General features: G+C 38.1%; 9 protein-coding genes and 2 rRNA genes. All 11 read right to left on the bottom strand.

Annotated elements, in window-relative coordinates; translation table 11 throughout:
- Positions 1 to 11: 11 nt before the first annotated feature.
- Positions 12 to 1,154, bottom strand: coding sequence for an acyl-CoA dehydrogenase (locus tag ACQKMV_RS00055; protein ID WP_427501834.1), 1,143 nt, complete (start codon positions 1,152 to 1,154; stop codon positions 12 to 14).
- 122 nt (positions 1,155 to 1,276) lie between these two features.
- Positions 1,277 to 1,894, bottom strand: a complete 618-nt coding sequence (locus ACQKMV_RS00050) for a TetR/AcrR family transcriptional regulator (RefSeq protein ID WP_427502489.1) — start codon at positions 1,892 to 1,894, stop codon at positions 1,277 to 1,279.
- Positions 1,895 to 2,482: 588 nt separating this feature from the next.
- A complete protein-coding gene (locus ACQKMV_RS00045) occupies positions 2,483 to 3,598 on the bottom strand; it encodes a M20 peptidase aminoacylase family protein (protein WP_427501833.1) in 1,116 nt (371 codons plus the stop codon).
- A 5-nt stretch (positions 3,599 to 3,603) separates the two neighbouring features.
- Entirely contained in the window at positions 3,604 to 3,753 is a 150-nt protein-coding gene (locus ACQKMV_RS00040; RefSeq protein WP_427501832.1) for a hypothetical protein, read from the bottom strand.
- A gap of 14 nt (positions 3,754 to 3,767) precedes the next feature.
- Positions 3,768 to 4,049 (bottom strand): SIS domain-containing protein, encoded by a 282-nt coding sequence (locus tag ACQKMV_RS00035; protein ID WP_427502488.1) that lies wholly within the window; start codon positions 4,047 to 4,049, stop codon positions 3,768 to 3,770.
- 516 nt (positions 4,050 to 4,565) lie between these two features.
- Complete coding sequence (locus tag ACQKMV_RS00030; RefSeq protein WP_427501831.1) at positions 4,566 to 7,592, bottom strand: hypothetical protein; 3,027 nt, start codon at positions 7,590 to 7,592, stop codon at positions 4,566 to 4,568.
- Positions 7,593 to 7,907: 315 nt separating this feature from the next.
- Complete coding sequence (locus tag ACQKMV_RS00025; protein WP_427501830.1) at positions 7,908 to 8,933, bottom strand: DUF916 and DUF3324 domain-containing protein; 1,026 nt, start codon at positions 8,931 to 8,933, stop codon at positions 7,908 to 7,910.
- 232 nt (positions 8,934 to 9,165) lie between these two features.
- Positions 9,166 to 9,921: a WxL domain-containing protein gene (locus tag ACQKMV_RS00020; RefSeq protein ID WP_427501829.1), complete on the bottom strand. Its 756-nt coding sequence runs from the start codon at positions 9,919 to 9,921 to the stop codon at positions 9,166 to 9,168.
- 19 nt (positions 9,922 to 9,940) lie between these two features.
- Positions 9,941 to 10,744 (bottom strand): WxL domain-containing protein, encoded by an 804-nt coding sequence (locus ACQKMV_RS00015; RefSeq protein WP_427501828.1) that lies wholly within the window; start codon positions 10,742 to 10,744, stop codon positions 9,941 to 9,943.
- 1,700 nt (positions 10,745 to 12,444) lie between these two features.
- Positions 12,445 to 12,560, bottom strand: a 5S ribosomal RNA gene (gene rrf, locus ACQKMV_RS00010).
- A 188-nt stretch (positions 12,561 to 12,748) separates the two neighbouring features.
- Positions 12,749 to 12,841 (bottom strand): 23S ribosomal RNA (locus tag ACQKMV_RS00005); the annotation flags it as partial.

Raw genomic sequence — 12,841 nt, 5'->3', positions numbered from 1 at the left:
GCTACTTAAGATTAACAGCCTATTAAACGAGAAATAACGAGACGTTGAATTTCAGATGTTCCTTCACCGATTTCCATTAACTTAATATCACGCAGATGACGCTCTACGTCGTACTCTTTCATATACCCTGAACCACCGTGAATTTGAATTGCTTGATTACAAGTGCGGAAGCCCATTTCAGAAGCAAATAATTTTGCCATTGCCGCTTCCTTCCCGAATGGTTTCTTTTGGTCTTTAAGCCATGCCGCCTTATGTACTAACGTACGTGCAAGCTCTATTTCCATTGCCATATCGGCTAATTTAAATTGAATAGCCTGAAGTTTTGATATTGGTGCTCCAAATTGTTCACGTTCTTTTGCGTATTTTAATGCTTTTTCATAAGCTGCCTGTGCAATTCCTACAGATAATGCAGCAATGGAAATACGCCCTCCATCTAAAGTATTTAAAAATTGGCTAAATCCGCGTTTTTCATCCCCTAAAAGATTAGCCCTCGGTACACGAACATTTTGCAATATAATCTCGCACGTATTAGAGCCACGTACGCCCATTTTGTCGTAATTGCAGTTAATCGTTACGCCAGGAGTATTAGTTGGTACAATGATAGATGAGATAATTTTTTTACCATCTTCACGTTTACCTGTCACTGCTGTCACAATAATTTGACGTGCATGGCCAGCATTTGTGATCCAACACTTTTCACCATTAATGATGTAATCATCACCATCAATTACTGCTGTTGTACGTGTCCCACCGGCATCTGAACCTGCATTGGGCTCCGTTAAGCCAAACGATCCTAATGTTTCCCCCTTCGCTAACGGAACAAGCCATTCCTGCTTTTGCTCCTCTGTACCGAAATTGTAAATAGGCGAAGCACCTAGACTAACTGCTGCTGCATAGCTTAATCCTGTACCGCCACACGCACGACCTATTTCTTCAACAGCAAGTGCGTAGGACACAGTATCTCCACCTGAACCGCCGTACTCTTCAGGAAACGGGATACCTAATAAGCCTAGCTCTGCCATCTTTTTAAAGCTCTCTATTCTCATCGTCGATGTCTCGTCAACCTCACGAGCATACGGTTTAATTTCATTTTCAGCAAAATCACGTACCATGTCTCGAATCATCACTTGCTCTTTCGTTAGTTCAAAGTTCATCCCCAGTCCCCCTAATGTTTAATTTTGCCATAGCGGATTTCGTTCAGATGACAGTTATACACAAATAAGTACCGACTAGTCGGTTTGTATTAAAAATTAATAAAACCAGTCCTAGCTACTGGCTACCCCTTTACCATAAATTGAACCGCTTCTTCCATTGCTTGTTCAGTGACAATCGCACGCAATACCATATCCGTAAATACTTCTGTAATTTCCTCCATTGTTAAAGGACCTGACTGCTTAAACCATTTGTATGTCCAGTTGATCATCCCAACAATAGCCATTGTTACAATAGTACAAGGTAGTTCTGTACGAAAATCCTTTGTTTGTTGGCCTTCTTCTATGACTTTTTGTAAAACATCCCGATACTGATCTCGCTTTTTATGAATAATTTCACTATATTCCTCTGGCAATGAACGGCTTTCCTCATAAAAAACAGTAATATGTGCTTGATACATATCAAATACTTGTGTCAGTGTTTGCAGCATTGCACATAAACGTGTAATCGGTGTGTCGAATTTGTCATATGCCTCCTGTGACTGTTTAATAACATATGAAATAAATACATCGTGAATTTCATACAACAGTTCATCTTTCGATTTAAAATTATGATAAAATCCACCCTTTGAAGCACCAATGTATTCAACAATGCGATCAACAGTTACATTGTGATAGCCATCTTGCTGAAATAGCACTACAGAAGCGTCAACAATGCGTTGTTTTAACGTTTTCTTTACCATAGGCATCTATCATCCTTCTTATAACTCTTTACTCCATTACTCCTTATAATTTGAAAAAGTTTTGGGTCATCACCAAAATGTGTGGTTGATTTCCGTTCCGGCTGGGCGCTTTCCTTGATTCATCCGATGAGCCGCTAGGTCGACTAGTCTGCACTCCAATCAACTTACTCAAAACATACGTTTTAGCAGATGACGAAACCTGATTTTTCTTAATTATAAAAAAACTATGACATCATTAATATAGCATTCCCAAAAATTAGTGTCTAGCACTTAAATAGATTTTATTTAAAATTACGAGAATTTATTTTACACAAAGTAGAATTTAATAGAACAACACAGGTAAATAAACACACACTTATTGTATGATTTTCACCTTGTTTTCATGACTAAAATCCTAAAAAAAATTCCCTAGTGCTAGACAAGTACACTAGAGAATCTCAAAAACATAGTTATGAAGCTTTTGGTATTTTACGTAGCCATGAGACGATGATTGCAATGATTGATGCAAATTCTAAATATCCCATGGTTGAATAAACCTTTCCAACTATACCCTACTAAACTCGCTACAAAGCTATTAACGTCTAGGGTCTATAAAGCTCGTAAAATAGCTCTCGTAATAATGTTCACACCGGTAAAAAGCCGCTCTCGATTAAAGGTCATTTTCGGATGATGTAATCCTGGTGTTACACCACAACCTAAGCCAAGCATTGTTGCTTTAAGGTTCGGTCTCTCATAAGTATAAAAATGGAAATCTTCTCCTCCAGGAGTGACAACTGGTAAAGCGCATGCTTTTTCACCGACTGTGTCAACAATAGCTGAATTCATATGTTGTAATGCCTCATCATTCACTAATGCTGCAACAATATACGCATCTACATATAAGGAAATTTTCGCACCATACATCGCTTCTACCGATGCCTTTACACGTTCAATACCATCCGTGAGAGCTTGCATTTCTTCATTAGTTTGCGCTCGTGCATCGATGCTAAATGTTGCTTTCCCCGGAATAATATTCGTAGAGGTCCCTCCTGCATTAAATTGCGTCATTTTGACCGACGCTGAGACATTTGGATCTGTCCAAATTTTTTGTAAACCTTCGACAATCGCTGCCCCTACCTCAATTGCATTAATGCCGAGTTCAGGTCGTGCGCCATGTGCCTCTTCCCCAAGAATTGTCCCAGTAAAAAGCTTTGCTGCACCGTGGTACAATGCTGGCGCATACGTTCCATCCTGTAATTCTTTTAACGGACGAACATGGACACCAAATAAGTATTCTAGATTATCTATTAGCCCCTTCTCAACGAATGCGCGAGCCCCCTGTGCCTTTTCTTCAGCGGGCTGAAAAAGAATGCGTACTGCCCCGGGGAGTAAATGCTCCATATCCTTTAACACTAGTGCCGTCCCAATAGCCATCGTCATGTGACCATCATGACCGCAAGAATGATTAGCTTGAAACTTGCCATCAACTTCCTGCCATAGTGCATCAATATCCGTACGAAATCCGACTCTCGGTATCCCTTCCCCAATATCTACATACAGTCCCGTCATATCCTCGAACAACTGAGGCTCCATCTGTGCCTCCTTCAATAAATTGGCGATGTATTGCGTTGTCTTCTTTTCCTGCCAGCTAATTTCCGGATGCTCATGTAGATGTGTAAAAATATCAGCCAATCTAGGCTGTAAGTTTTGTAAAACTTGATTCATTGTTTTCAACTCCATCGATTTGCTAAAAAGCTATTTTGGAAATTATCATATTTTACGCGTTGATTTTCATAATAGTCGTGATCTTGTGCAGTCATACCTGCAATTAGTGTATTTATAAATGAAATCAGTGCTGGCATTGCGTCAATCGTAGACATTTCCTATTGTTCATTCACAAAGGTAATCGTCGCATATTGCGTGATAAGTGCAATTTTAGAATCTGTAATACCAATAATTTCGCAATTTTTTCTTGAATTTCAGCTGCAAATCGTATCGATTCTTTAAAATAACGATGGAACGATAAAATAATGACCACAATATCCTCATCAATTTCTTGTAAAGCTCTAATGATTTCACTAGTTTCAAAATCTAAAAGCACTACGTTAGGACGTAGCATATTTAACGTAAAACACAACCATTGTGCCGCTAAATGGGAAGACCCATTCCCAACAATATAGATTTTTTTCTTCGTATGCAGCAGTAGTGAAGCACGATTAAAATCGAGAAACTTCCTATTAAACTCACAATCTGAAGTTACTTTAATGTTTTATTGTTATCTAACATATCATTTCTTCATAATTTCTATTAAAAAATCAAACAAACAGAGCCCGGGACATAAAAAAAGATGACTCCGTCAAACATACCGAAGTCATCTAAATGCCGAATCGTACGGCACTCCCTATTGCTATCATCAAATACTTGGTCTGTAATTTTAACGCTGGGCGTTCTTCATTTGACTTCGTTCCAGAAATAGAGCGGTCCATAATCTCCTAGTCTAACCTAATTACAAAAGCATGAGACTGTTAAATGTTCAATCTCATGCTTTCTTTTTCTAGATTATTTAATTGTCAACTAATCCATGAAACACTTGTATATAATTTATCGAAAAGATTGGATTCCCATCACTCGGCATAACACACTTGAAATTTCTCTTTTTAATGCAACCAAGCTTATCAACATATGACTACATCTATTCATTCACAGGTACATTCTGCAGTATCCATTGGACCGTCCCGTCATACGCATCAGCTTTAGCAGTTCCGGCTGGCACTTCTAAATAAAGCCCATCTCCTTCTGGAGTCCATGCATTAGAAATGTTGATTTCTTCTGTGCCAGTTGTTTTCTTTTTATAAACCAGTGCTGAAGCATCTCCAGTAAGAGTTGAAACATTTCCACCATAACGGTAATATAAGCCATCTAATGTAGAATCTTCATTCTTCTTCCCTGTTAGCGGCTTAACTAGCTTAGCCGTCATCATCCAAGACGGATTTCTCGACAACGCACGACTATCTTTTACAGATAAAGACTTATCAACTTGGATGAGCTGATACGTTTTAGTTCTCGACGAAATCTTAAGCTTTTCTCCAAAGCCAACCTCCTCAGGCGCAGAAACGAATTTCAACACGCCAGAAATTTTGGTTTTCACTTCATTTGATGTCTGATTGACTTCATCACCTGTACTGTATTTCCCTGTAGCCGTCGCTTGACTTACAACAAAGTCTTCTTCTGCCGCACCTTCTTTCACCTTCGCATTAAAGGTGAATTTTACTTTTGTAGAGCGTAGCACTTCAGGGTTAGTATCAAGAGTTGCCACAATCTCATTAACATCGTATGTTGCTGTACCGATTTCTTTACCATTTTCATCTATTACTTTAAGGTCTGTTGGCGATTCTAAATGTGGATCATATTTTTGTGAAATCGTAAATTGACCATATGTCCCTCTATCATCCGGAATATAGCCGGAATCTACTAAAATCTCATACTTCAATGTTTCACCTGGCGCAACTTCTGTTGGCACTTTACCATCTACACCAAACACTCGTTCTTCAATAGTTAATTCAGGTCGGATTTTTATTGTTTCCATATTAGATTGGAGCTTCTCGTCGTCCGCCAAAAATACCGTTACCGCATATACACTAATTTCGTGATCTAATCCCTTCTTCACTTCATCTATCGGAATCGTATACCCCCACGATTCATTTGTATCTAAACTTGGATTTTCTTCATGTGCGAATTTCTGAGGCTCACCGTCATCTACCTTATAATAAAGTTCGACATAATCAGCTTCTTCCTCTTGATTGTTCCACATCCCTGTAATACGGTATCCTTCATCTGTATATTCGCCGTCATTATCCAATTTAACCTCTACCGGAACATCCGGTCTGTTACTTACCGTAATCTCCATATTAAATTCCCTTACTGTATCCGGCTCTTGTACTTGCGGTTCCCATCTTAATGCCCAGGCTGGATGCGACGTGTAAGGATACTGCACATCCTTGCCGGGATCAGGAATACTTGGCGCATTTAGTACATAAAAAAAGAGATTTTCAAGATCATTACCACTACCATCGAATGGTCTAATCTGCGGGTTATTAGTTGCTCGCATTGCAGCTGGATGATTCGCATAACCATTATAGAAGAAATAAAGATAATAATCTTGACCGTCCCTCATATCCGGCTCATGAAAATATATCCCTTTATTATTTCCTAAAGAATATATTTTACTGTTCCTATCTAGTCCGTCAATATCCATATGCACGGAATAACCGATATTTGTATAAGGGTATTGCGTAGTTAAGTTCAAATATTTCATACTGACATTAACACGCCCTTTTCTCTCATTCGTCAGACTCATTTTAATTTTTATATATCCCTCTACGAATCTCGGATTATTATGCGTATCTAGGGAAGCTGCATAAGCAACCAGCTCATGTGTCTTTTCATTTATATATAATTTCAAAATTGGCATGAAATTAGATTGCTTTTGTGCCCTACCGTTTTCTTGTTCGCCATAACCAATCACAAGTCCATTACCATTTTGATGAGCACGACCAGCACGATGAGGCCTTCCACCGGGATAATAATAGTTTACAAGACCGTTTATTGCATCGGGATTATAATCCTCAGATAGAGCTGTTACTACTGAGAAATTTTGTACCATTATATGTGCGTCAGAATCATACGCTAAATCGGAAAGTTTTGTATTCATAGAAGGCAATGGACGTCCCCAGTCATCATAATATCGACGATACTCGTTCATAGATTTCAAGGAATTCCGTGACCGCCAATCGGCAATATCCCCAAAATACATGTAATAAGATCTGCCTTGGTAGCTCTCTCTTGTTGGAAGTTCAAGGCCTACATTTGTACTCATTTGTGTAAATCCATCTAATTCATTCGGAGAATCATCCAACTTCGAAAAATCAATATTACCGATTTCACCAACTTGTTTTATAGGAATTCCATATAATCCCGCCCGAGGACTAGCAATTCTTCTTAAACATTTAGGTGCTGATTCTTCTTGTCCTTCACCTTCACCTTCAGTTACTAGTTCTTCTTCAATGTTAGACTCTAGCTGCTCCTCTTCTTCAGCCACTAGTTCTTCTCCTTCAATGTAAAACTCTTCCTCACAGTCAACTTCCAAATTTTCTTCAATTTCAGGCTCTTCCTCTTCCTCACAGTCAATTGCTATATCTTCTTCATCATCAGCCTCTAGCTGTTCCTCTCCTTCAATTACCAAATTTTCTTCAGTTTCATACTCTAGCTGTCTCTCACACGCATTCGCAAGATTTTCTTCATCTCCAGATTCTCGCTGCTCCTCTTCTTCAGTTGTTGGAGCCTCGCCATTTTCAGTCTCTGGTTCTTTCTCTCCTTCGGCTGTTGGAGCTTCGCCATTTTCAGTCTCTGGTTCTTTCTCTCCTTCGGTTGTTGGCGCTTCACCATTTTCAGTCTCTGGTTGTTCCTTATCTTCAGTTGTTGGCGCTTCCTCACTTTCAGACTCCGGCTGTTTCTCTCCTTCAGTTATTGGAGCTTCGCCATTTTCAGACTCCGGTTCCTTACATTCAGTTGCTAGATTTTCCTCGCCATCAGACTCTAGTTGTTCCTCACATTCAATTTCAGACTCTGTAGGATTACCCATAATTGTTTCTGCTATAGATACACTCAGTTCCGAAAAGACTAGAACAAAAACTAATATCGATATTACTATTTTCCGCATATTTCTTTTCACCGACCTTTTACATGTTAAGCAGCTTCATAACGAACAATGAAGTTAACCGCATACTGATCACTTTGCACATCTTCTCATTTTTTCAAATTAACTTTTTCTTTTTAATTTTTAACAAGTGATTCATCTGAATTATTATTGATTCACTTGTTAAAAAACCAATCGCTTGTCGTATCAGCGTTAACTGATACACGCCTCCATCCTGCATCTTTAGAAACATAAATTGGTGCATAATTTTTCTAAAACGAAAAGTCCGCAAAGTAACCGGTACAGCTACTTCCAAAACAAAGGCGTATTTTTGTTCAATTAATTTATTTCTTGTTGTTTCTTCTGTTTCTTTTTGCTATAAAATATAAACAATAGTAACCCTGCTACTAGAAGAATTAGCAATCCTACCAAATACGCTAGATAATTCGGTCCTTCAATGGATACATCTGTTGCGTTAAATTGCTTTACTTCTTCCCCTTTAATGGTAAAATCCTTCTCAAATTCCCATGATTCTTTGCTCGATTTAGCCTTTACATGTAACGTATAGGTTCCAGATTTGAATTTTTCTCCATTTAGTGAAATCGGGTATTCAAAATTTGAATTTGGCGCCATTTGCATGTCTTGTTTTTCAGATTTATAGAGCACCTCTGTTTTCCCTTTTTTCGTAACTTTCGCGTCCACTTCAAAACGGTTTAAATACGTTGCCGTTGGATTTTGAAGCTTAGCATTAATCACATTACGGGCATTCACTTGTCCAGCTTTAACATCGTGTAATTGCAAATCTTGCTTCACTGTTTCATCAGTTTCTTGTAGGATAATTCCCACTACATAAGCATATTTATTTTCAATACTTACACCTTTAGTTGTTTCCTCGGTATTTTTTGACGCTTTCTTCTCTTCTAATGTAATACCGCCCGCTAAAATCCCATCGAATTCTTCTTCAGGCATCGTTACATTTAACTGTAAATCCTTACTTCCCTTAGCCGGAATCGTAATTTCCTTCTCAGTTTGAATTAAATCCCCTAATTCATATGGCAATGAAGAATCACGTTCTGCACTTGTAGGACCGTACTCTACAACTCCATTAATATTCGTTGTAGCAGAATGAATGATCGGCTCAATGACGACATCCTCTTCCGTATCATTTTTCAATTGAATCGTTAATGTCTGCTTTTGATTAGGCTCCATTTTCAGATCGAAATAAGATTTTTGTTTATCAATTTGGTTGTCTGGAATAACGGTATACACACCAAAATTAAATTCAGATGCAGACGCAAATGGCGTTAACCATAATAGGCTTACAATCAATATTCCGAATAAGGTCCATAACGTATTTTTCCTCATATTTTCTACCATCCTTACTACTTAAAAGTCTTCAAAGATCTAAAATAATTGGTAAAAACCCGCAATGCTTTCCTCTAACATTGGAGCAACAGAATGCTACGAAGTCTCGTACTCCTGTCGCTCCACGTTAACTCGTACTTGTTGCAAATCGAGTTAACAGGATTTACACGGGTTTTTACCTGTATCTCACAATATTGCACTGAAATGATAGGATACTATTTTTGATAGTCTCTTATTCTTGTCCAGGTACGTCTGTCAGTGTCCATGTTAAGGACGTAGCATATTTTTCTGCATATTTCGTAGTTGAACCTGGGATAGAAAGTTCAATACTATCCGCTGCTGTAGCGTCATCACCAAATACTAATACATAAGTACCGGACCCTTCATTTGCTTTGGCAGACATAATGTTTTCAGCTACACCCATCCCCTCTGGTTTTAAACTAAATGAAGTTTTTACAATAGATGGTTTTGTAGATGCAGAGGCTGTATTCACCCATGCATTTTTAAAAGTAATTTCAGCACCCGTTAGTTCTTTATCTGTAGTGCTCTTGAATTGACCATTTTGTTTCACTTGCAATGACCAACCTTTTTCAGTACCACGACTATCTGTTACTTGAACATAGTTCGGACCGTCGCCACGACCGTTAAATTTTTGCGGTTGTACTTTGTAAACTTGATTGGTAGAAGTAATTTTTTGCTTACCAAAGTCTAAGCTAGATGCATAGTCAATACTTAATGGACCAGGTGTACCCGGCTTTGGGCCGTTTGGATCAGTTGGATCTACTGGATTTACTGGATTTGGATTATCCGGATTAGTTGGATCCATTGGTGGAGTAATGATGTCAGTAGCTGATTCAAATTCGATAATTGCATTCGTTTGATACTCGCCACCATCTGCCGCATAAGAAGTGACACTTCCTCCTAATACCAAACCTGTTAACATTGTTGTTGCTACGCCTAGAGCTTTTAAATTAGTATTGATTTTCATGTTTCATCATCCTTTATTATTATTTGTTACCTGGAACATCCGATAAGTTCCATGTTAATTTTGTACTGTATGTAACAGCATCTTTTGGCGTTTCTCCTGGAATAGAAAGGGAAATCGCTTTGTTTTTTTGTACTTTCTCACCTGCAGCATTCGTCATCTCATCTACCTGCCCCCAAAGGTTTACCCAAAGTCCAGCTCCTTCTGTTGGATTTGCTGACATGACAAGTGACTCAGCGCCATTTGGATCTAACGTAATTTCTTTAGCTGCTGTTGGCGGTGTCACTACTGTTTTACCTGTAACAGTCGGATTCACAAATTTGATTTGTGCGCCTGTTAATTTCTTATTTTGCGCTGCAGCATTAGCAAACTGACCTTCTTGTTTAACGGTTAATTTCCATCCGGCATTTGTTCCGCGGTTATCTGAGATTTGAGCATAGTTAGGTACATATCTACTTCCGTCACTAGAAGTTAACACCTGTGCATTCGCATAATAAATCTTTTCTTTGTTCGAGATTTCATTAATACCAAAATCGAGACTCGATACAAAATCAAGGCCAAGTGGGCTTCCAGTTCCCGGTTTCGGACCTTCTGGATCTGTCGGATCTACTGGATTTACCGGCTTCTCTGGATCTGGATCAGTCGGATCTACCGGGCCTTGTGAATCTTCATTCGGAATAAATGCCACCATTCCATTCGATACGTAATTAACTACTTTTTCTTTTTCTTCTGTTTCACCTTCTTCTGCTGAAGCAAATAATGGAGAAATCGCCGTACAACTTAGTAAAGTGGCGATTGCCACAAATTGCATAGCCTTATTCTTCATTGTTTAAATTCTCCTTTCATGTATTTTTTATATTTACGTATTAGAAAAAATGCTAATACGGTAAATAACACTTACTACTTAATAGTTAAATTATTAATTAACTATTTTTAATTAATTTGTAATAAAATTACAGTTTTTAAGCAAAAAAGTACATCCTTTCCAGTCAACCATCCTCCCATTTCATATTGTATATTTATTTATATTTACGTATCAGATAAAATGCTGGTACGGTAAATAACAACCCAGAAAATGTTATTCTTAAATAAGATACATCCCTCATTTGTGGATTTTTTCTTGGCCCATAAACGATGGAAGCTTTCCGAATCAAGGGCTTACGATTTAGCATTAGATGAAAAAGAAATAGTTAGAAACATCACTATTATTATCACAAATACTAGTTTGTTTACTTTTTACACTTAACCTATACCTCAATTTGAACTTCTTTAAACATATTTTTTCTCTTTTATTTCTTTTTTTACTTTTCATCTCTTACAATTACAGATTGTAGCGTATTTTACAAAAGAATTAAAATCAACTTTTGTTGCTTTCTTAGCATAATTTGATAATGGTGAATTTCTAAATAAATTTTCTTAAAATTCTAACTTCGTTTGAATATTTTCTGTTAGGTATCACCAAGACAATTGTTACTATTGAGATATTATTCAATAATTTCACATTTAAAATAGTGATGGTACACCTTCTGTATTGCTTGCAACTGTCGAATTATCGAAAACCATTTTCTAACTACTTTTTTAAATTATTACATCAGTAAATCAAAACAAAAGGGATTCCTTTTATCTAACATCGACATCCTTTTGTCTTAAGGATTATGCTCATTTAGATTAAAACCTACGGGGGAGAGATGCAAATCAACTTTTGTTCACTTTTGAACAAAAGTTGATAAACCTGCTTATTTGATTCTTTATGATAATTATTTTCAACTTTTTTTTGAGCTTGGATCGTGATGTTCCTTCTTAAAAACAGGACTTTCTTATCCTTCTATCTATAAGTTCATACTCATACCGAGTGTACAAAGAAAAAAGAGATGTATCGAATATACGATACATCTCTTACGCGTATGCTACTGCATGCTCCTCTATAACCTTATACCATCCAGCAAATTTATACCTTACTTTGTCGATGCCGCTGGGGCTTGCAGCAATTCAACTTCTAAAATTTCCTTATACTGTACTTCACTTCATTACTTCCCAATCAATTATGCCTCGGCATAATTGCGTCCTGAATCAGCTTTGTGCTTCGGCCTGCAAATGTTTTTTGTGCGAAAGCGTAGCGGCAGCCACAGATATGTTTTGTGCGAAAACGTAGCGACAGCCGCTGATGTGTTTTGTGTGAAAGCGTAGTGCTAACGTAGCGTCCAGCAATGTGTTTTGTCTATACGAAAGCGAAGCGACAGCAAAAGGGTTTTATCTGCTCGAAAGCGAAGCGGCAGCGGAAGATGTTGGTCACTCAGTTTAGGTGGATGTTTAGACACTCGCTGAAAGATGACTTAAAACCCGCATTAATCTTACCGCCTATAGAAGTGGGTGACTTCTGTATCTGTCGCTACGATTTCGGTACAAAAGACATTTACTGAGAGAAATTAAATCTAAAGTAACAAAATAACTTATCGGTTCGTTTTCCATAGTTCATTTATTTCCATAGAAAAAAAGCCGAGGAATAAATCCTCGACTTTTCTAGGAGCCTAGCGACGTCCTACTCTCACAGGGGGAAGCCCCCAACTACCATCGGCGCTAAAGAGCTTAACTTCCGTGTTCGGTATGGGAACGGGTGTGACCTCTTTGCCATCATCACTAGACTATTGTCGGCTTTCAATATACGTCGTATTTCTTCGTCAGCTTCTGTCGTTCAGTCAGTCACGTACTTGAGTACGCTTCTTTCCTCTCTCCATCGCTTCCTCGAACTACTCGTATCTTGAAACCCTTAGTTGAAAGGTTTTGTTCTTTCAAAACTGGATAAACGGTGCATTGAATGTTTCAAACTTTTTTGGTTAAGTCCTCGATCGATTAGTATTCGTCAGCTCCATGTGTCACCACACTTCCACCTCGAACCTATCTACCTCATCGTCTTTGAGGGATC

Source organism: Lysinibacillus sp. NPDC094403 (genome assembly GCF_050278745.1).
Lineage (GTDB): Bacteria > Bacillota > Bacilli > Bacillales_A > Planococcaceae > Lysinibacillus.
The sequence above is the reverse complement of the archived record's forward strand: the minus strand, read 5'-3'. Positions and strand labels throughout refer to the sequence as shown.

Excerpts from the sequence above, each read along its gene's own strand:
- ACQKMV_RS00055 (WP_427501834.1), bottom strand. The coding sequence starts at position 1,154 with ATGAACTTTGAACTAACGAAAGAGCAAGTGATGATTCGAGACATGGTA.
- ACQKMV_RS00050 (WP_427502489.1), bottom strand. The coding sequence starts at position 1,894 with ATGGTAAAGAAAACGTTAAAACAACGCATTGTTGACGCTTCTGTAGTG.
- ACQKMV_RS00045 (WP_427501833.1), bottom strand. The coding sequence starts at position 3,598 with ATGAATCAAGTTTTACAAAACTTACAGCCTAGATTGGCTGATATTTTT.
- ACQKMV_RS00040 (WP_427501832.1), bottom strand. The coding sequence starts at position 3,753 with ATGTCTACGATTGACGCAATGCCAGCACTGATTTCATTTATAAATACA.
- ACQKMV_RS00030 (WP_427501831.1), bottom strand. The coding sequence starts at position 7,592 with ATGCGGAAAATAGTAATATCGATATTAGTTTTTGTTCTAGTCTTTTCG.
- ACQKMV_RS00025 (WP_427501830.1), bottom strand. The coding sequence starts at position 8,933 with ATGAGGAAAAATACGTTATGGACCTTATTCGGAATATTGATTGTAAGC.
- ACQKMV_RS00020 (WP_427501829.1), bottom strand. The coding sequence starts at position 9,921 with ATGAAAATCAATACTAATTTAAAAGCTCTAGGCGTAGCAACAACAATG.
- ACQKMV_RS00015 (WP_427501828.1), bottom strand. The coding sequence starts at position 10,744 with ATGAAGAATAAGGCTATGCAATTTGTGGCAATCGCCACTTTACTAAGT.